The 18,848-nt window shown below is 73.3% G+C and carries 16 protein-coding genes; 7 read left to right on the forward strand and 9 right to left on the reverse strand.

What is annotated here, in order from left to right:
• Nucleotides 1-78: 78 nt before the first annotated feature.
• From ACFSHS_RS04945 to ACFSHS_RS04965, 5 genes are all read right to left on the reverse strand, one after another.
• Nucleotides 79-795 carry a GAF and ANTAR domain-containing protein gene (locus ACFSHS_RS04945; RefSeq protein WP_376872532.1) on the reverse strand — a complete coding sequence of 239 codons (717 nt, stop codon included), beginning with the start codon at nt 793-795 and terminating at the stop codon, nt 79-81.
• A gap of 238 nt (nt 796-1,033) precedes the next feature.
• A complete protein-coding gene (locus ACFSHS_RS04950) occupies nt 1,034-1,975 on the reverse strand; it encodes an anti-sigma factor RsbA family regulatory protein (RefSeq protein WP_376872535.1) in 942 nt (313 codons plus the stop codon).
• Nucleotides 1,972-2,841 (reverse strand): MEDS domain-containing protein, encoded by an 870-nt coding sequence (locus tag ACFSHS_RS04955; RefSeq protein ID WP_376872538.1) that lies wholly within the window; start codon nt 2,839-2,841, stop codon nt 1,972-1,974. The genes ACFSHS_RS04950 and ACFSHS_RS04955 overlap by 4 nt, the downstream gene beginning before the upstream one ends.
• A 50-nt stretch (nt 2,842-2,891) precedes the next feature.
• On the reverse strand, nt 2,892-4,298 hold the full coding sequence (gene pntB / locus ACFSHS_RS04960) for a Re/Si-specific NAD(P)(+) transhydrogenase subunit beta (protein ID WP_376872541.1): 1,407 nt from the start codon (nt 4,296-4,298) through the stop codon (nt 2,892-2,894).
• On the reverse strand, nt 4,295-5,884 hold the full coding sequence (locus tag ACFSHS_RS04965) for a Re/Si-specific NAD(P)(+) transhydrogenase subunit alpha (RefSeq protein ID WP_376872544.1): 1,590 nt from the start codon (nt 5,882-5,884) through the stop codon (nt 4,295-4,297). The genes pntB and ACFSHS_RS04965 overlap by 4 nt, the downstream gene beginning before the upstream one ends.
• A 141-nt stretch (nt 5,885-6,025) precedes the next feature.
• Here ACFSHS_RS04965 and ACFSHS_RS04970 point away from each other — a divergent pair, with 141 nt between their 5' ends.
• The 3 genes from ACFSHS_RS04970 to ACFSHS_RS04980 all read left to right on the forward strand — a co-directional run bounded on the left by ACFSHS_RS04970 (nt 6,026) and on the right by ACFSHS_RS04980 (nt 10,128).
• Nucleotides 6,026-6,826: an alpha/beta hydrolase gene (locus ACFSHS_RS04970; RefSeq protein WP_376872547.1), complete on the forward strand. Its 801-nt coding sequence runs from the start codon at nt 6,026-6,028 to the stop codon at nt 6,824-6,826.
• Between the two features lie 336 nt (nt 6,827-7,162).
• Complete coding sequence (locus tag ACFSHS_RS04975) at nt 7,163-9,238, forward strand: putative bifunctional diguanylate cyclase/phosphodiesterase (RefSeq protein WP_376872549.1); 2,076 nt, start codon at nt 7,163-7,165, stop codon at nt 9,236-9,238.
• On the forward strand, nt 9,235-10,128 hold the full coding sequence (locus ACFSHS_RS04980; RefSeq protein WP_376872552.1) for an HDOD domain-containing protein: 894 nt from the start codon (nt 9,235-9,237) through the stop codon (nt 10,126-10,128). The genes ACFSHS_RS04975 and ACFSHS_RS04980 overlap by 4 nt, the downstream gene beginning before the upstream one ends.
• 272 nt (nt 10,129-10,400) lie before the next feature.
• On the opposite strand, the gene ACFSHS_RS04985 is transcribed toward ACFSHS_RS04980, so the two are convergent.
• Both ACFSHS_RS04985 and ACFSHS_RS04990 read right to left on the reverse strand, forming a co-directional pair.
• Nucleotides 10,401-11,549, reverse strand: a complete 1,149-nt coding sequence (locus tag ACFSHS_RS04985) for an acyl-CoA dehydrogenase family protein (RefSeq protein WP_376872554.1) — start codon at nt 11,547-11,549, stop codon at nt 10,401-10,403.
• 7 nt (nt 11,550-11,556) lie between these two features.
• Nucleotides 11,557-12,732: an acyl-CoA dehydrogenase family protein gene (locus tag ACFSHS_RS04990; RefSeq protein WP_376872556.1), complete on the reverse strand. Its 1,176-nt coding sequence runs from the start codon at nt 12,730-12,732 to the stop codon at nt 11,557-11,559.
• A gap of 184 nt (nt 12,733-12,916) precedes the next feature.
• On the opposite strand from ACFSHS_RS04990, the gene ACFSHS_RS04995 reads away from it, so the two are divergent.
• Nucleotides 12,917-14,380 (forward strand): mannitol dehydrogenase family protein, encoded by a 1,464-nt coding sequence (locus ACFSHS_RS04995; RefSeq protein WP_376872558.1) that lies wholly within the window; start codon nt 12,917-12,919, stop codon nt 14,378-14,380.
• A gap of 8 nt (nt 14,381-14,388) precedes the next feature.
• Here ACFSHS_RS04995 and ACFSHS_RS05000 read toward each other — a convergent pair whose 3' ends face one another.
• A complete protein-coding gene (locus ACFSHS_RS05000; RefSeq protein ID WP_376872560.1) occupies nt 14,389-15,561 on the reverse strand; it encodes a 4-hydroxybenzoate 3-monooxygenase in 1,173 nt (390 codons plus the stop codon).
• 50 nt (nt 15,562-15,611) lie between these two features.
• Entirely contained in the window at nt 15,612-16,388 is a 777-nt protein-coding gene (locus ACFSHS_RS05005) for an IclR family transcriptional regulator (protein ID WP_376872563.1), read from the reverse strand.
• Nucleotides 16,389-16,455: 67 nt separating this feature from the next.
• On the opposite strand from ACFSHS_RS05005, the gene pcaH reads away from it, so the two are divergent.
• From pcaH to pcaB, 3 genes are all read left to right on the forward strand, one after another.
• Nucleotides 16,456-17,202, forward strand: coding sequence for a protocatechuate 3,4-dioxygenase subunit beta (pcaH, locus tag ACFSHS_RS05010; protein WP_376872566.1), 747 nt, complete (start codon nt 16,456-16,458; stop codon nt 17,200-17,202).
• Nucleotides 17,202-17,762, forward strand: a complete 561-nt coding sequence (pcaG, locus tag ACFSHS_RS05015) for a protocatechuate 3,4-dioxygenase subunit alpha (protein ID WP_376872568.1) — start codon at nt 17,202-17,204, stop codon at nt 17,760-17,762. Before pcaH ends, pcaG begins: the two co-directional genes overlap by 1 nt.
• A gap of 25 nt (nt 17,763-17,787) precedes the next feature.
• Nucleotides 17,788-18,848 (forward strand): 3-carboxy-cis,cis-muconate cycloisomerase (pcaB, locus tag ACFSHS_RS05020; RefSeq protein ID WP_376872570.1); only part of this gene is annotated, 1,061 nt, incomplete at its 3' end.

Raw genomic sequence — 18,848 nt, forward strand, 5'->3', positions numbered from 1 at the left:
ACTGCCGGCGGTCCCGGGGACCGTGGCACCACTGTGCCCGCGCGGGCCGCGCCGCACGCGTCGGAGTTCGGGCGCGGCTCAGAACCCGGACAGCTCCCCGGTGCGGACGAACCGCTCGGCGATGTCGCGCACCTTGGTGTTGGTCTCCATCGACACCCGGGTCAGCGCCTGGAACGCCTGGTCGGGGGTGAGCTTGAACCGCTCCATCAGGACGCCCTTGGCCTGGTCGATGACCGCCCGGGAGTCCAGGGCCGCCGCCAGGTGCTCGGCCCGCTCCAGCGCGCTCTCGTACAGGTACATGTTCGAGATCGGGACGACGGCGTAGTCGGCGAACCGGGAGATCAGCTCGCGGGTGCGCCGATCGGCCACGGTGAACTGGCGGGCGTACACGGTCAGTGCGCCCGCGACGCTCTCCCGGACCGGCAGCGGGAACGACAGCACGCTCCCGCAGCCGGCGGCGGCCGCCTCGGCCGCGAACTCCGGCCACTCCGAGGGCGACCGGGTGTCGACGATCTCCGCCGTCCGCCCGGTGGACGCCGCCGTCAGACAGGGTCCGGCGCCGCGCCGGTACTGCAGCGCGTCCAGCCGCTGGGCGAGGTCGCCGCTCGCCGCGACGGTCGCGGGGCGCTTGCCCCCGAGGATGGTCAGCGAAGTCACCGGTTCACCGGGCAGCACGCCGGCGGCCAGGGCGGTGACCCGCTGCAGGAACGACTCCAGGGAGTGCTCGGCGAAGGAGAGCCGGCCGAGCTCGTCGAAGGCCGGCTGGACGGCGACGTCGTCGTCGGAGGGGATCACGCGTTGCGCTCCGTGTGGTTCCACACCGGATCAGAGAGCCGGCGGCAAGAAGACGGAACCCCGTCGGTTTCGAGCGTCGCGCTGCAGAGGCGGGACAGGCGTCCCGTCGGCGCGCCGGCTGTCTGACGCGTACTGCCCCAGGGCATAGCCGCACCCCGGCCAGGGCCGGTGCGCGCCGGGCCCGGACCCCCGCCCGCGTGGCCGTCGGCGGCGCTCGGCGGCACTGCCCCGGTCCGGCTCACATCCAGGTCAGGATGCGGACGGTCGTCCCGAGGTCGGATGACCGCAGCTGCACGAGGTCGCACAGCTGGTTGACGAGATAGAGACCGCGTCCCCCCTCCTGCTCCAGGCTCGGCATCAGCCGGCCGGTCAGGGGATCGGTGAGCTGCCCGGAGTCGCTGAACTCCACGACGGCGGCGCCGGGTTCCACCCACATGGCCACGGTGCCGGTGCCCCCGCCGTGCCGGATGCTGTTGGTGGCCAGCTCCGAGGCCGCGAGCTCCAGGACCTCGACCTTGTCCTCCGGCAGGCCCACCGTGCGCGCGTACTGGGCGACCGTGTGGCGGGTCGCGGGGACGTCGGCCGGGCCGTAGATCCCACGCAGGACCGCGTCGGTGGGCGGCGGCAGCGGGGCGGCGAAGGCGTCCAGCGCGCCATCGGCGAGATAGTCGGCGCTCACCCGGCGTCCGGCCGCAGTCGCGGTCACCGGATGGGTGTGCAGGGCGCCCCGGCTGACGGCGCGGGGAAGGTGCTGCTCGTCGTACGGGCACAGCAGCCGCCAGGCCGGCCCGCCGTCGAAGGCGTGGTTGAGCAGCAGCTCGTGCAGCCGGCACTCCACGAGCTCGGCCTCCCGCCGGCCCACGAACGCCGGCTCACCGACACCGCGCAACCGCCGTCCCGCGTCGGTGTGCTCCTGCAGGGTGCGCGCCCAGACACCGATGATCCGGGCCGGATTGCCGCCGATCTCCGCCATGTCGAGGAACTCCACCGACGACGCGTCGTCGCCGAGGGCGTCGCGGAGCTGCTCCAAGCGGAGGCGTGGCTCGGCGACCACCACGGCCTCGTCTCGCTCCAGCCCCTCTCGCACGAAGGGCAGCAGCCCGGCGAGGAACCCGTCGTCGCCGCGGTAGAGGAGCGCTTCGTGCTCGAAGCCGGCGACGGGCTCCAGGGTGCTGGTCATGCCGCTGCGCCGGCGAAGGTGACCGGCGCGAGCTCATCGAGCGCCAGCACCCGCCACATCCGGCGTACCAGCGGCGAGGCGCCACGGACCTCCAACGTCAGCGGCACCGGGCGGTCGGCCAGGGCCTGCGCCCAGCGGGCGATGACCCGCGACGCGGCCACGTCGACGAACTCGAGCAGCCGGAGATCGAGCACGGCGCCGTGCGCGCCGACCGGCGAGGCGGTCAGCACCCGGGCCAGCCGGTCGGCGCTGAAGGTGTCCACGCTGCCGGCCACGGCCACGTGGCCGTCCTCGAAGAACACCTGGAACGGCGACGCGACGTCTGGCGCGTGCACGAGGGGATGCACCGACGTCGCCTCTGCCAGCGCGGCCTCGGGGAGGTCCCGGCGGTACGTGCACATCGCCGACATCCCCGGCCCGTGGGCCATGTACTCGTCGGCCACGTGCTCCCAGCGGATGAGGCCCGCCCGCGTGGACGCGTCGGCCGCCAGCCCGCCCACGTCGGCGACGACCCGCAGCCCGCGGTACCCGTCATCGAGCGCGCGTCGGGTGGCCGCGTCGTAGAACGCCAGCTGGGCCTCGGGCGTGAAACTACCGGTGGCGGCGTAGGCCTCCCCGAGGGTCATCGTGCCCAGCACACCGCCGGCCCTCAGCTCCTCGGTGTTCCCCAGGGGCGCGGCGTTCCCGGCGAGGCTCTCGATGATCCGCTCGCCAACGCAGAGGAGCCGTTCTCCGCGGGCCAGCCCACCGGCGAGGAACTGCCGGACCGCCGCGTCGAAGCCGGCGTCATCGTCGTCGTAGACCCAGCAGAGGTGGTCGGACGCCTCGGCCCCGGGAACGTGACGGAGGAGTCCATGGGAACGCACCCACTCACGGTATGCCCTCGGGTCGACATAGGACAGGCCTCGGACGGGGGTCACAGCGCCCGCAGGATGTCCTCCACCCGCTCTCGTGCGTCCCCGAAGAGCATCCGACTGTTGTCGCGGAAGAACAGCGGGTTCTGCACCCCCGCGTAGCCGGTGTTCATCGAGCGCTTGAACACGACGACGGTCCCGGCCTCCCAGACGCGCAGCACCGGCATGCCGGCGATCGGGCTGCCGGGGTCGTCGGTCGCGGCCGGGTTCACGGTGTCGTTGGCCCCGATGACCAGCACGACGTCGGTGTCGGCGAGGTCGTCGTTGATCTCGTCCATCTCCAGGACGATGTCGTAGGGCACCTTCGCCTCGGCCAGCAGCACGTTCATGTGCCCGGGCAGCCGGCCGGCGACGGGGTGGATCCCGAACCGGGCGTCGATCCCCTTGTCGCGCAGGTGGCGGGTCAGTTCCGCCACGGCGCCCTGCGCCTGGGCCACCGCCATGCCGTAGCCGGGAGTGATGACGACGCTCCGCGCGTCCCGCAGCAGCTCGGCCGTCTCCTCGGCCGTGATCTCGGTGTGCTCCCCGTAGTCGCGGTCGACGGCCACGCTGCCCTCGTTGCCGAACCCACCGGCGATCACCGACAGGAACGACCGGTTCATGGCCCGGCACATGATGTAGGAGAGGTAGGCACCCGAGGAGCCCACCAGCGCGCCGGTGATGATCAGCAGGTCGTTCCCGAGCAGGAACCCCGAGGCCGCGGCGGCCCAGCCGGAGTAGCTGTTGAGCATCGAGACGACCACGGGCATGTCGCCGCCGCCGATCGAGGCCACGAGGTGCCAGCCCAGGGCCAGCGCCAGCACGGTGACGGCGGAGAGCACGAGCAGGTTCGGCTCGACGACGAACACGACGGTGAGGACGGCGAAGGCCACCAGCGCACCCAGGTTCAGGGCGTTGTGCGCCGGCAGCATCAGCGGGTTGCTCTTGATGCGCCCGGACAGCTTCAGGAACGCCACGATCGACCCGGTGAAGGTGACCGCGCCGATGAAGACGCCGATCACCACCTCGGCCGAGTGGATGCCGAGCAGGTTCCCGGCCACCTCCGTCTGCTGCCCGGGATCGGCCTCGACCGAGAGGTAACCGTTCCAGCCCACGAGCACGGCGGCGAGACCGACGAAGCTGTGCAGGATCGCGATCAGCTCGGGCATGCCGGTCATCTCGACCCGGGCGGCCCGCCACAGGCCGATCGCGGCACCCACGGCCATGGCGACGACCAGCAGGGTGAGGCCCAGGGCCGAGCTGCTCCGGGTGGCCAGCCCGATGGTGGCGGCCAGCGCGAGCGCCATGCCCGCGATGCCGTAGGCGTTGCCGGCCTTGGCGCTCTCGTGCCTGGACAGCCCGGCCAGGCTCAGGATGAACAGCAGCCCGGCGACGATGTAGGCCGCGGACGCGGCGGCGGCGGCGCTCATCGGGCGGGCCCGCGGGTGAACATGCCGAGCATCCGCCGGGTGACGGCGAAGCCGCCGAAGACGTTGATGCTGGCGACGAGGATCGCGATGAAGGCCAGCGCGGTCACCAGCGGGTCGTCGTGGCCAATCTGCAGCAGCGCGCCGACGACGATGATCCCGGAGATCGCGTTCGTCACCGACATCAGCGGCGTGTGCAGGGCGTGGTGCACGTGCCCGATCACGTAGAAGCCGACGACGACGGCCAGGGCGAACACCGTGACGTGCTGGATCAGCTCGTTCGGCGCGAAGGCGGTCACCAGGAAGAGCAGCGCCGCCCCCACACCGACGAGCGCGAACCGCCGTCCGGGCCCCGGTGGCCGGGGTGGGGGAGCGGGCTCGACCGCCGCCGGAGGCGCGGCCGCCGGTACCGGCGCGGCCGACACCTGCACCGGCGGCGGGGGCCAGGTCTTCTCACCCGCCCGCACGACCGTCATCGCGCGCTGCACCACGTCGTCGAAGTCCAGCACCAGCTGGCCGTCCTTGCCCGGTGTCAGGAGGGTGAGCAGGCTGACCAGGTTCTGCCCGTACAGCTGCGAGGCCTGCGCGGGCAGCCGGGCCGGCAGGTCGGTGTAGCCGATGATCGAGACGCCGTTGGCGGTGACCACGATCTCGTCGGGGACCGAGCCGGCCACGTTGCCGCCCTGCGCGGCGGCCATGTCGACGATCACGCTGCCCGACTTCATCGAGGCGACCATCTCCTCGGTGATCAGCCGCGGCGCCGGCCGCCCCGGGATCAGCGCGGTGGTGATGATGATGTCGACGTCCTTGGCCTGCTCGGCGTACATCTGAGCGGCCCGGCGGTTGAAGTCCTCGGACATCTCCCGGGCGTAGCCGTCGGCGCTCACCTGCTGCTCGGCGTCGGGCACGGCCACGTACTCGCCGCCGAGCGAGCGCACCTGCTCGGCGACCTCGGGGCGGACGTCGGTGGCCCGCACGATCGCCCCCAGGCTGCTGGCCGCGCCGATGGCGGCCAGCCCGGCCACGCCCGCGCCCACGACCAGCACCTTGGCCGGCGGCACCTTGCCCGCCGCGGTCACCTGCCCGGTGAAGAACCGGCCGAAGGTGTGCGCGGCCTCGACGACCGCGCGGTAGCCGGCGATGTTGGCCATCGAGCTGAGCACGTCCATCGACTGCGCGCGGGAGATGCGCGGGACGGCGTCCATGGCCAGCACGGTGATCGGCCGGGCCGCGAGGGCGTCGACCAGGTCGGGGTTCAGGCCCGGGCTCAGCAGGCTGATCAGCGTCGCGCCGTGCCGCAGCCGGGGTATCTCGTCGACGGCGGGTGCGTTCACCCGCAGGACGACGTCGGCCTGCCAGGCGTCCTCCGCCGTCCCGACGCTCGCGCCGGCCGCGGCGTAGGCGTCGTCGGGGAAGCTGGCCGCCACGCCCGCACCGCTCTCCACCACCACGTCGTATCCCAGGGCGATCAGCTTGCCGACGGTCGCGGGGGTCGCGGCCACCCGTGTCTCGCGGGGGCGGGTCTCCCGCGGAACTCCGATTCGCAACGTGGCGCTCCATTCGTCGGGGAGGCCTCGTCGCCTGCCCACGGTGGCTGTCGTAGCGGTGCGGTCGTGCTGGGTGCTGGGTGCTGGGTGCGATCGTGCTCGGTGCGTGTGGTGCCGGTCGTGATGATCCCGGGGGATCATGCCGGTCAGCGAGGGGGGCCGTCGCTAGGGTCCGGCGGTGTGATGAGGGACACGGCGGGTCACGGGCGCGCCCGGGAGCTGCTCGAGCGCCAGCCGGCGGAGGACTCGGGCCGCCCGCCGCTGCTCTTCGTGCCCGGCCTGGGCCACGGCGCCTGGTGCTGGGAGCGGTGGCTCGACGCGGCCGCCGAGGCCGGGTGGCCGGCCTACGCCGTCTCGCTGCGGGGGCACGGGGAGAGCCCCGGGCGGCTGCGGACCGCGCTGCTGGGGCACTACGCCGCCGACGTCGTCGCGACGGCGACGGCGCTGCCCCGCCCGCCGGTCCTGGTGGGTCATTCGATGGGCGGGCTGGTCGTCCAGAGGGCCTTGGCCCGGTACGCCGCCCGGGCCGCCGTCCTTCTCGCCCCGGTGCCGGCCCACCCGGCGGTGGCGTCGCTGGCCGCCATCGCCCGCCGGCACCCGCTGGACGCCCTGAGGATCGTGGGCGGTGGCTCCCTGCCGCTGCGGCCGGAGTACCTCTTCCACGAGCTCGGCGCCGCGGAGGCGCAGACCCTCTCCGACCGCTGCGGAGCGGAGTCCGCCCTGGCGCAGTACCAGCTGCTCCTGCACCGTCCGGCCGGGCCCCCGCTGGGCGCACCGCCGGTCCTGGTGCTCGCCACCCCCGACGACCGGCTGGTGCCCATCCGTGGGGTGCGGGCCACCGCCCGGCGGTACGGGGCGGAGGTCGTCGAGTTCCCGGGGATGGGCCACGACCTCATGCTCGACGCCCGCTGGCGGCAGCCGCTGGACGCGATGCTGGCCTGGCTCGACGCGCGGTTCCCCACGGAACGGAAAGCCGGAGCGTGAGTACCCGACCCGGCTGAGTGGGCAGCGGCTCGCGGCGCACCGGCTGTTCCCGCACGCGCACGGTCCCCCTCATGGCGCGGCGCCTCGCCCGCCGACCGGCACGGTCGGCCGTCCCCGGCCGCCCTTCCCGGTGGATGGGCACTGCTCGGCGGCCCTCCCCCCAACGGGGGACCCGGGCACGTTCGGGTGAAGGGAGGGGGGTGGACCGGCCGATCCAGTGCTCAGCGGGACTGCGGTGCTGCCCCGGCTCGGTCGTCCCGACCGCGGCCGGGCACACCCGCGGGTCCTGCCGGCGATGCCGACCGGCGCCGTCAGCGGAGAGCGGAGGGGAGGACCGTGTCCGTCTCGATCAGTGCGTCCGAGCACGACATGGTGCAGCCGGAGATCGTCTCCACGGTCTTCTACAGCGCGACCGTGAGCGACAGTCTCGCCATCCTCGTCGCCGAGACGGTCAACGGCACCGAGCACCTGACCTGGTGCAACGAGGGCGCCGTGCAGCTGCTCGGGTACGGCCTGGAGGACCTGCGCGCCACGCCGGTGCGGCAGCTCTTCCCCACCCTCGGGGGCGGCGAGCTCAAGCTGCTGCTGCGGCGCGAGCGCACCGCCCGCATGACCCTGCCCGTCCGCACCGCCAGCGGTGCCGTCGTGCAGGCCGTCGTCGTCACCACGCCCTCCCCGGGGGGCCGCATGTGGACGATGCGCGTCATCTCCACGGCGAACGAGCAGGAACGCGCCCTCCGGGCCACCGCCGACGCGCACGAACGGCGGTTCTCGACGCTGACCGAGCGCTCACCGATCCCGACGCTGCTCTCCGAGCAAGGCATGCGGCTGGCGCACGTCAACGACGCGTTCTGCAGCCTCGTCGGGCTTCGGGCCGAGCAGCTGCTGGGCACCGGCTGGATCGAGACCATCCACGAGGAGGACCTCGACCGCGTCATCGAGCAGGTGGTCGCCGCCCTCGACGGCGATGAGGTGGAGACCCAGGCCCGTCTGGTCCGCGACGACGGCACCATCCGGACGACGGTCATCCGCTTCGCCCACCTGTTCACCCCCGGCACCGGCGCGGGCTTCGTCGGCACGATCGAGGACATCACCGACCGGCTGGCCTTCGAGGCCAAGCTCGCGCACCAGGCCAACCACGATCCGCTGACCGGCCTGCCCAACCGCACGCTGCTGGCCCAGTACGTCGCGGAGCGGTTCGTGGTCGGGACCGGCGGTCTGGCGTGCCTGTTCCTGGACCTGGACAACTTCAAGGTCGTCAACGACTCCCTGGGCCACACCGCCGGCGACGAGCTCCTGGTCGAGGTCGCCGACCGGCTCCGGGCGACGGTGCGCCCGGCGGACCTGGTGGCCCGCTTCGGCGGCGACGAGTTCGTCGTCGTCTGCGAGAGCGTGGACGAGACGGCCGCCGTCGCCCTGGCCGGCCGGGTCTCCGAGGCGCTGGCGCAGCCGATGCGGCTGGGCGGGGTGGACATCCGCCCCTACGCCAGCGTGGGCGTCACCGTGCAGACCGCCGAGCACGTCGCGGCGGAGGAGTTGATCCGCGACTGCGACATCGCCATGTACCAGGCGAAGGCCGGCGGCAAGGGGCGGGTCAGCGTCCTCGACCAGCAGGGCCGCGCCGAGGCCCGTGACAAGCTGCGGCTGGTGGCCGAGCTCCGCGACGCCATCGAGCGGCGGGAGATCAGCCTCTACTACCAGCCGATCTTCGACACCCGGGACGGATCGCCCGTGGCCGTGGAGTCGCTGGCCCGGTGGGAGCACCGGGACAGGGGCGCGATATCGCCGGCCACCTTCGTCCCGCTGGCGGAGGAGAGCGGCCTGATCACCGGGCTGGGACTGCTCGTGCTGGACGAGACCTGCCGGCAGATCGCCGACTGGGACCACCTGCTCGGCGCGTCGGCGCCGGCGCGGGCGAACGTCAACGTCTCGGCCCTGCAGCTGGACGACAACCTCGCCGCGCAGGTGGCCGCCGCCCTCGAGCGTCACGAGCTGGATCCCGGCCGCATCTCGGTGGAGATCACCGAGTCCGCCCTCATGAAGGACCCCGCGTCCGCGCGGGAGGTGCTCCAGCAGCTGCGCGACCTCGGCGTCGAGCTGGCCATCGACGACTTCGGCACCGGCTACTCCTCGCTGGCCTACCTCCGGCACCTGCCGGTCGACTGCCTCAAGGTCGACCGCTCGTTCGTGGCGGAGCTGGCCGACGGGCACGCCGAGATCGCGTCGGCGGTCATCGCCCTGGCCCGCAACCTCAACCTCTGCACCGTCGCGGAGGGCGTGGAGACCGTCGAGCAGGCCGAGGAGCTCGCCCGCCTCGGTGCCACCTACCTGCAGGGCTACAGCCTCGCCCAGCCCATGACCGGCGGGCACACCGCGGCGTGGTTCGCCGCCCACTCGAAGGACGACCGATGACCGTCACGCCTTTCCCCGGCGCCGACCTGCAGGCCACGCCGGTGCAGGTGTTCGACATCGAGAAGGTGCTGGCCAGCATCGACTCGATGGCGGCCCAGCGCCCGGTCGCGGCCCAGATCGTGTCGGTGGCCAACTCCGACGACACGGACGCGAGGGCGCTGTCGCGGATCCTCGCCTCCGACGTCGCCCTGGCCAGCCGGGTGATGAAGCTGGCCAACTCCGCCTACTTCGGCATGCGCGGCCGGGTGACCTCGCTGCAGTTCGCCGTCACCGTCGTCGGCTTCACCACGGTGCGCACCATGGCGACCGTCGCGCTGACCAACCTCGACGACGAGTCGCGGCTGCCGGAGGACTTCTGGGACGTCACCACCAGCCTCGCGCTGGGGGCCTCGACGCTGGCGCCCCGCTTCGGCGAGCGGCCCCAGGACGCGCTGTGCCTGGGGCTGCTGGCCCAGCTGGGTGCCGCGCTGCTGCACCACAACGACCCGGACGGCTACGAGGCCATCATCGCCGCGGAGCCCGCCTACCGCGGCCGGCGGGCGGCGGAGAGCCGCCGCTACGGCATCAACAGCCTCCGGCTGACGTCGGTGGCGCTGGAGCAGTGGGGCTTCCCGGCCGCGCTGACCCACCCGCTGAAGGAGATCGACGACCTCCAATCCATGGACGGCGCCCTGCTGCGCGCCGCCTTCGAGGTGGCCGCGCGCCTGACCACCGAGGACTACGAGGAGGTGCCGATCGTGCGCCTCACCGGCGGCCGGCTCCGCGAGGACGACCTGGTCCCGGTCCTCGACCAGGTGCGGGCCGACGCCGCCGAGCTCCGCCGCGCGATGCTGGGCGAGGCACCCGAGTCCGACGACCCGGAGGAGAACCCCGGGGAATGGACCTTCTGACGGCGCGGTAGGTGTTACGCGCGGTCCCCCCTCATGGGCGCAGCTCCATCTTCATCAGCGGCACGGCGCGCGGCATCGGCCGGGCGACGGCGGAGCTGTTCCTTCGCACTCGCTCCCCCCACCCAGCTTTCGGTACAGAAAGCGGGGCCCCCCGTTCAGGCTTTCGGTACAGAAAGCGGGAAACCCCCGTTCAGCTTCCGGTACGGAAAGCGGGAAACCCCCGTTCAGCTTCCGGTACGGAAAGCGGAACGGGGGTTTCCGGTGCGGTGCGTTCAGGCGTACGGGGCGCCCAGCGGGTCGACCGTCTGGTAGCTCGCCACGTCCCGGGCCAGCCGGTCGGCGGCGAAGTCACCGTCGCCCAGCAGGTGGTCGATGGCGGTGAGCCGGCTGGTGTAGTGGCCGACCTTGTACTCCGCCGTCACGCCGATGCCGCCGTGCAGCTGGATGGCCTCCTTGCCGATGTGCCGGCCGGCGCGGCTGGTCTGCAGCCGGGCGCGGTCGGCAGCGGCGACGACGTCGCCGGTGCCGCCCTGGACCATCGACGCCCACAGCGCGGTGCTGCGGGCCAGCTCCAGGGAGACGTACATGTCGGCCGCGCGGAAGGTGAGCGCCTGGAACTTGTTGAGGGTGACGCCGAACTGCTTGCGCGTGCGCAGGTACTCGGCCGTGGTGCGCAGGGCGGTGTCCATGGCGCCGACCGCCTCGTGGCTGTAGGCGATGCGGGCCTCGGCCAGCGCCCGCTCGATCGCCGCGGTCTGGTCGCCGCCGTTCCCGAGCGGCTCGGCCGGGGTGTCCTCGAACCGGACGTTCGCCGACCGGGTCCCATCGTGGTTGCGGTACCCGGTGCGGGCGAGCCCGGTGGCGTCCCCGCGGACGACGAACAGGCCGGTGCCGCCGTCGGCCAGCACGGCGGAGACGATCAGCACGTCGGCGCGGGCGCCGTGCGGCACCGGCTCCTTCACGCCGGTGAGCGTCCAGCCGCCGCCGCTCTGCGTCGCGGTGACACCGGAGGCGGACGGCGTCCAGCGGGTACCGGGCTCGGCGTGCGCGAACGTGGGGATCGTCGTGCCCTCGGTGAGGCCGCCGAGCAGCTCGCCCTTCTGCGCGTCGGTGCCCACCGCCGAGACCAGCCCGCCGGCGAGGACGACGGCCTCGATGTAAGGCTCGGGCGCCAGCACCCGGCCGATCTCCTCGGCGACGATGGCCACCTCGACCGGGCCGGCGCCCATGCCGCCGTGCTCCTCGGCGAACGGCAGGCCCAGCAGGCCCATCTCGGCCAGCCGCGACCAGGTCTTCTCGTCGAAGCCCGGGTCGATCGCGACGACCGTGCGGCGCTGCTCGCTGTCGCCGTAGGCCCGCGCGAGCAGGCCGGCGACCGCCTCCCGGAGGTCGTTCTGCTCGCTGTCGTAGTTGAAGTCCACGGCTATCTCACAACCCCAGGATCGAGCCGGCGATGATGGTGCGCTGCACCTCGTTGGAGCCCCCGTAGATGGAGACCTTGCGGTAGTTCAGGAAGTGCGGCGTCGCGACGCGCGCCCACTCGGGCACGTCGGACCCCTTCTCGGCGAACGAGGCCACCGAGAGCGGGCCGGCGATGTCGACGAGCAGCTCGGTGGCGGCCTGCTGCAGCTCCGAGCCGCGGAGCTTGAGCACCGAGGACGCGGGGTGCGGCTTGCCGTCGGCGGAGTTGGCGACCACGCGCAGGGCGGTGAGCTCGAGCGCGACCAGGTCGTTCTCGATCTCGGCGATGCGCGCCGCCATGCGGGGGTCGTCGAGCAGCGGGCGGCCGTCGACGGTGATCTCCCGGGCGTGCTGCTTGGCCTGGGCCAGCATCCGCTTGGTCGAGCCGATGCGCGCGATGCCCACCCGCTCGTTGCCGAGCAGGAACTTGGCGTAGTCCCACCCGCGGTTCTCCTCGCCGATCAGGTTCTCCGCCGGCACGCGGACGTCCTCGAAGAAGACCTCGTTGACCTCGAAGCTGCCGTCGAGCAGCTCGATCGGCCGCAGGGTGACGCCGGGGGAGTCCATCGGGAAGACCAGCAGCGAGATGCCGCGCTGCTTCTTCTCGGCGGTCGGGTCGGTGCGGACCAGGCAGAAGATCCAGTCGGCGTGCTGACCGAGCGTCGTCCACGTCTTCTGGCCGTTGACCACCCAGTCGTCGCCGTCGCGCACCGCGGTGGTGCGCAGCGAGGCCAGGTCGGAGCCGGCGTCGGGCTCGGAGAAGCCCTGGCACCACCAGATGTCGAGGTTCGCCGTCGCCGGCAGGAACCGCTCCTTCTGCTCCTGGTTGCCGAAGGTTGCGATGACCGGGCCGATCATGCTGGTGTTGAAGGCGAGGGGCTCCGGCACGCTCGCCAGCTGCATCTCCTCGCGCCAGATGTGGCGCTGCAGGGGCGTCCAGTCCCGGCCGCCCCACTCGACTGGCCAGTGCGGCACCGCGAGACCGGCGGCGTTGAGCACCCGCTGGGTGGCGATGTACTGCTCCTTGGTCACGTGCCGGTGGGCCGCGACGGTGTCGCGGATCTCCTGCGGCACCTGGGTGGTGAAGAAGGTCCGCATCTCCTCCCGGAAGGCCTCGAGCTCCGGGGACAGCTGCAACCGCATCGGTCCTCATTCCTGACGGCGCCACGTCCCGGTGTGTCGGGTCCTGGTGTGGTCGGCGTCTCGACGTGTACGTCGGACGATCCCATACGCGGTACCCGCCGGTAACTCCGGGCCGTGGGCTCGGCGTGGCGGCTTTTCGCGCGTCCGCCGTTCCGGCCGCCGCGCAACGGGCATGGTGTCCCGCGTGACGCCCCTCACCGCCGCCACCCTGCAGTCCCTCGACCCGCGGGTCGCGACGCCGTCCTACGACCGGAGCGCGGTGCGCACCGGCATCGTGCACCTGGGCGTCGGTGGCTTCCACCGCTCGCACCAGGCCATGTACCTCGACCGCCTCATGGAGGCGGGCCGGGCGTCGGAGTGGGGCATCTGCGGGGTCGGCGTGCTGCCGGCGGACCGGCTCATGGCCGAGGTGATGGCCGCTCAGGACCGCCTGTTCACCCTGCTGGTCAGGCATCCCGACGGTTCCCTGGACGCCCGCGTCGTCGGCTCGATCGTCGAGTACCTCTTCGCCCCGGACGACCCGGAGGCGGTGGTCGAGAAGATGGCCGACCCGGCGACCCGCGTCGTCTCGCTGACGGTGACCGAGGGCGGCTACAACGCCTCGGCGGTCACGGGGGAGTTCGACGGCAGCAACCCCGGCGTCGTCAACGACCTCCAGCCCGGTGCGGCGCTCCGGACGTCGTTCGGTCTGGTCGTCGAGGCGCTGGTCCGGCGCCGGGACCGCGGCGTCCCGCCGTTCACGGTCGTGTCGTGCGACAACATCCCCGGCAACGGCGACCTGGCCCGGAACAGCTACGCGGCCTTCGCGGCACTGCGGAACCCGGAGCTGGGGGCATGGGTCAGGGCCGCGGTGCCCTTTCCCAACTCCATGGTCGACCGGATCACCCCCGCCACGACCGACGCCGACCGCGTCGAGCTGGCGGCGCGGTTCGGGGTGGAGGACCGCTGGCCGGTGGTCTGCGAGCCGTGGACGCAATGGGTGCTGGAGGACTCCTTCTCCTGCGGGCGGCCGCCGCTGGAGGAGGCGGGGGTGCAGCTGGTCGAGGACGTCGTCCCGTACGAGCTGATGAAGCTGCGGCTGGTCAACGCCGGCCACCAGGTGCTGGCCCAGCCGGGCCGGCTCGCCGGGCTGACGTACGTCCACGAGGCGTGCGGTGACCCGCTGTTCCGCCGTCTGCTGGAGGGCTACCTGGACCAGGAGGGCGGTCCCACGCTCGCCCCCGTGCCGGGCATCGACCTCGAGCGGTACAAGGCCGACACGGTGGGCCGCTTCGCCAGCCCGGCGATCGCCGACACCCTCGACCGCATCCGCGCCGACGCCTCGGACCGCATCCCGCAGTTCCTGCTGCCGGTGCTGCGGGCCAACCTGGCGGCGGGCCGGGAGATCCGCCGGTCGGTGGCGGTCCTCGCGGCGTGGGCGCGGTCGGCCGAAGGAGTGGACGACGACGGCCGGCCGATCGAGCTGATCGACTCCCGTGCCGAGACGCTGACGGCTCGGGCCCGGTCGGGCGACCCGCTGGCCTTCGTCGCCGACCGGGAGATCTTCGGCGACCTCGTGGACGACGAGCGGTTCGTCTCTGCCTACCTCGAGACCCTGGCGGCACTGCGCACCCGCGGCGTCCGCGCCACGCTCGAATCCCTGGCCTGAACCCGCGATCAGCGGTCGAGGGGGAGGCCGGTGTAGTTCTCGGCGAGTTCCCGGGCGGCGGGTTCGGAGGAGCAGACCCGCCGCAACTGGGAGAGCTGCAGCTGCGCGTCGAAGTCGTCACCGGCGCGGTGCAGCATCGAAGTCATCCACCAGGAGAAGTGGGTGCACCGCCACACGCGGGCCAGCGCACGGTCGGAGTAGCTGTCGACCAGGTCGGTCTGCTTCTCCTGGAGCAGCCGCACGAGCGCGGTGGCCAGCAGGGTCACGTCGGCGATGGCGAGGTTGAGCCCCTTCGCGCCGGTCGGCGGCACGATGTGGGCGGCGTCGCCGGCCAGGAACAGCCGGCCGCGGCGCATCGGCGCGCTGACGAACGAGCGCATCGGGAGGATCGACTTCTCGGTGACGGGCCCGGTCGAGACGTCCCACCCGTCCAGGGCCAGGCGGGTGGCGAGGTTGTCCCAGATCCGGTCGTCGGACCAGTGCTCGATCCGATCCGACGGGTCGACCTGCAGGTAGAGGCGGGACACCGTGGGGGAGCGCATCGAGTACAGGGCGAAGCCCTCGGGATGCCAGGCGTAGATCAGCTCGTCCGTGGAGGGCGTGGCGTCGGCCAGGATGCCGAGCCAGGCGTAGGGATAGGTCCGTTCCCAGACCCGCCCGCCGGCGGCCTGCTGCACGACGGGCCGGGAGACGCCGTGGAAGCCGTCGGTACCGGCGACGACGTCGCACTCGAGCACCTGACGCCTGCCCTCGGCATCGGTGAACCGGATGCGCGGGGAGTCGGTGTCGACGTCCTCGGGGACGACGTCGGAGACCTCGAACAGCAGCGGCGGGCCGCCGGCGAGCTGCGCCTTGATGAGGTCCTTCGTCACCTCGGTCTGCCCGTACACCCACACGGTGCGCCCGCACAGCGCGGGGAAGTCCAGCGTGTGGCGGGTCCCCGGGTACTGCAGGTGGATCCCGTGGTGCTCCATGCCCTGACGGTGCAGCCGGTCGCCGATCCCGGCGTCGGTGAGCGTGTCGACGGTGTGCTGCTCGAGGATGCCGGCCCGGATCCGCGCCTCCACGTACTCCCGCGACCGGTTCTCCAGGACGACGTTGTCGACACCCTGGAGGGTCAGCAGCCGGGACAGGAGCAGGCCGGCCGGTCCGGCCCCGATGATGCCTACCTGGGTGCGCACGGGGGGAGTGTGACCGCCGCTATGCCGCCCGGGGAACCGCTTCCTCCCGGTCAGCGGAAATCGCGGGTGCGGGCGAGCTCGCGGCCGATGCCCCGGGCGGCGACCTCGAGGACCGGCACGAGGCGGGCGAGGTCGCGCCGGTGCGGCGGGGCGACGATGCCGAGCGCCGCCGCGACGGCCGGACCGCCCGGGCGCTCCAGCGGCACGGGGACGGCGAGGGAGGCGGTTCCCGGTGACATCTCCTCCGACGTGCGGGCGTAGCGGCGGCGGCGCACCTCGACCAGTTCGCGCCGCATGCGGCCGGGATCGACCACCGTGTGCCGGGTCTGCCGGGTGAGCGAACGCAGCGCCTGCTCCACGACGTCGTCCGGGGCCGCCGCCAGCAGCACCTTGCCGACCCCGGTGGCGTGCAGCGGGAGCCGGCTGCCCACCTGGCTGACGATCGGCACCGACTCGCGGCCGGAGATCCGCTCGACGTAGAGGGCGTGCAGTCCCTCGCGGACCGCCAGGTGCACGGTGTCGCGGATCGTGGTGTGCAGGTCCTGCAGGAACGGCGCGGCGACCTGCCGCAGCTCCGACTGCACCGGGGCCAGGAGGCCGAGGTCCCAGAGCTTGCGGCCGATCTCGTAACGCCCGTCGGTGCGCCGGATCAGCGCCCCCCAGTCGGCGAGCTCGCCGAGCAGCCGGTGCGCGGTGGTGAGCGGGGTGCCGGAGCGCTCGGCGATCTCCGACAACGACAGCCGGGGTGCCCCGCTGTCGAAGGCGTCGAGGATGGCCAGCGCGCGCGAGGTCACCGACCGCCCGGGCACCGAGCTGCGGCCGGCCATGCGCGCTCCTCCCGGCCAGTGGAAGTCAGGGCTTGGGCAGCCTATCGGTCGGCCGTACCGTCCGGGCATGACCGGGACCACATCCGGGAGCCGGCTGCACCTGCCGCGCTACCTGCGTGAGGACGACGCACACCGCACGCCCGTCGGCTTCGCGGACTACCGCAGCACCGGGCTCCGGGCGCCGCTGCACGCTCCCGTCGACCTGCCGCACCGGCTCACCGAGATCACCGGGCCGCTGCTGGGCGAGGGCCGGGTGACCGCCGCCGACGCGGACCTGACCCGCCAGCACGAGGGGGAGCCGCAGGGGCAGCGGATCATCGTGCACGGGCAGGTGCTCGACAGCGACGGCCGGCCGGTGCCGCACACCCTGGTCGAGATCTGGCAGGCCAACGCCGGCGGCCGGTACCGGCACGTCGTCGACAACTGGCCCTCGCCGCTGGACCCGAACTTCACCGGCCTCGGGCGCTGCCTCACCGACGCCCAGGGGCGCTACGAGTTCACCACCATCAAGCCCGGCGCCTATCCCTGGGGCAACCACCACAACGCCTGGCGGCCGGCGCACATCCACTTCTCGCTGTTCGGGACCGCCTTCACCCAGCGCCTGGTGACCCAGATGTACTTCCCGGACGACCCGCTGTTCTTCCAGGACCCGATCTTCAACGCCATCCCCGAGGCGGCGCGGCCCCTGGCGATCAGCCGCTTCGACTACGAGCGCACCGTCGACAACTGGGCGCTGGCCTTCCAGTGGGACATCGTCCTGCGCGGCAGGGAGCAGACGCCGTTCGAGACCGAGGACGACGGGGACGTCGCGTGATGACGCTGCACACGACGCCCAGCGCGACGGTCGGTCCCTACCTCGCGATCGGGCTCACCTGGGAGGACGGTCCCCACGTCGTGGCGCCGGACACCCCGGGAGCCATCTGGATCAGAGGCGCCGTGCACGACGGGAACGGCGACCCGGTCGTCGACGCGATGGTGGAGACCTGGCAGGCCGACCCCGAGGGCCGGTTCGACCATCCCGACGACCCGCGCGGACCGTCCGCCTACCCCGGCTTCCGCGGCTTCGGCCGCGCGCAGACGGTCGACGGCGAGTTCGCGATCTGCACCCTCAAGCCCGGGCGGGTGCCCGACGGGGAGGGCGGCCTGCAGGCGCCGCACATCGACGTCTCGGTCTTCGCCCGGGGCCTGCTCGACCGCGTGGTCACGCGGATCTACTTCGCCGACGAGGCGGAGGCCAACGCCGAGGACGCCGTCCTGCGCTCGCTGGCCTCCGACGACGCCCGGCGCACGCTCCTCGCCACGCCGGCCGACGACGGCTACCGCTTCGACGTGTTCCTGCAGGGGGACCGCGAGACGGTCTTCTTCGCGGTATGAACTGTCCTGTGACCGGGGCCCGCGCGTGAGCGCACTGTTCGGCGGCACGTTCGCCCGCGGGGGAGCAGCGGCCGCCGTCTCGGACGCCGCCTGGTTCCGGGCCCTGCTCGGCGTCGAGGCGGCCCTCGCCCGCGCGGCGGCCGGCCTCGGGCTGGTGCCGGCGACGGCCGCCGCCACGGTGGCCGCGGTGTGCGCCGATCCGGCGCGGCTCGACCTCGCCACGGTGGTCGCGAAGGCCGCCGACGCGGGCAATCCCGTGCCGCCACTGGTCCGCGCGCTGCAGGACGCCGTCGGCCCGGACGCCGCTCGCGCCGTCCACGTGGGTGCGACGAGCCAGGACGTGCTGGACACCGCGCTGATGCTGCTGGCCCGGGACGCGATCGCGGCCGTCGACGCGGACCTGGCCGCGGCCGCCGGTGCCGCGGCCGGCCTGGCGGCCGAGCACCGGGACGACGTCGTCATGGGGCGGACGCTGATGCAGCAGGCGCTGCCCACGACCTTCGGGCTGAAGGCGGCCGGATGGTTCGTCGGCCTCGACGGCGCCCGGCTGCGGCTGGCCGAGGCGGTCGCCTCGCTGCCGGTCCAGTACGGCGGGGCGGCCGGCACGCTGGCGGCCAGCTCGGGGTCGGGCCTGGCGCTGCGCACCGCACTTGCGACCGAGCTGGGCCTTGCCGACACCGCGGTGCCCTGGCACACGGTGCGCCTGCCGATCGCCGACCTCGCCGGTGCCCTCGGGGCGACCGCGGGCGTGCTGGCCACCGTGGCCGTCGACGTGGTGCTCATGGCGCAGACCGAGGTCGCCGAGGTCAGCGAGGGCGGGGAGGCGCGCGGCGGGTCCTCCGCGATGCCGCACAAGCGCAACCCGGTCGCCGCCATCTCGGCCCGGGCGTGCGCGCGGCGGGCGCCCGGGCTGGTCGCGACCCTGCTCATGGCGATGGAGCAGGAGCACGAGCGCGCGGCGGGGGCCTGGCACAGCGAGTGGCCCACCCTGACCGACCTGCTGACCACGGTGGTCGAGGCCGCCGCCTGGCTGGCCGAGAGCCTGAGCGGGCTCCGGCCCGACGCCGCCCGGATGGCCGCCACGGT

It is taken from the genome of Blastococcus deserti (genome assembly GCF_042682525.1).
In the GTDB taxonomy this organism is placed as follows: domain Bacteria; phylum Actinomycetota; class Actinomycetes; order Mycobacteriales; family Geodermatophilaceae; genus Blastococcus_B; species Blastococcus_B deserti.

Coding starts and splice junctions, on each gene's coding strand:
- pntB (WP_376872541.1), bottom strand. CDS start 4,298: ATGAGCGCCGCCGCCGCCGCGTCCGCGGCCTACATCGTCGCCGGGCTG.
- pcaG (WP_376872568.1), top strand. CDS start 17,202: ATGACGCTGCACACGACGCCCAGCGCGACGGTCGGTCCCTACCTCGCG.
- ACFSHS_RS05005 (WP_376872563.1), bottom strand. CDS start 16,388: ATGGCCGGCCGCAGCTCGGTGCCCGGGCGGTCGGTGACCTCGCGCGCG.
- ACFSHS_RS04990 (WP_376872556.1), bottom strand. CDS start 12,732: ATGCGGTTGCAGCTGTCCCCGGAGCTCGAGGCCTTCCGGGAGGAGATG.
- ACFSHS_RS04950 (WP_376872535.1), bottom strand. CDS start 1,975: ATGACCAGCACCCTGGAGCCCGTCGCCGGCTTCGAGCACGAAGCGCTC.
- ACFSHS_RS04980 (WP_376872552.1), top strand. CDS start 9,235: ATGACCGTCACGCCTTTCCCCGGCGCCGACCTGCAGGCCACGCCGGTG.
- pcaH (WP_376872566.1), top strand. CDS start 16,456: ATGACCGGGACCACATCCGGGAGCCGGCTGCACCTGCCGCGCTACCTG.
- ACFSHS_RS04970 (WP_376872547.1), top strand. CDS start 6,026: ATGAGGGACACGGCGGGTCACGGGCGCGCCCGGGAGCTGCTCGAGCGC.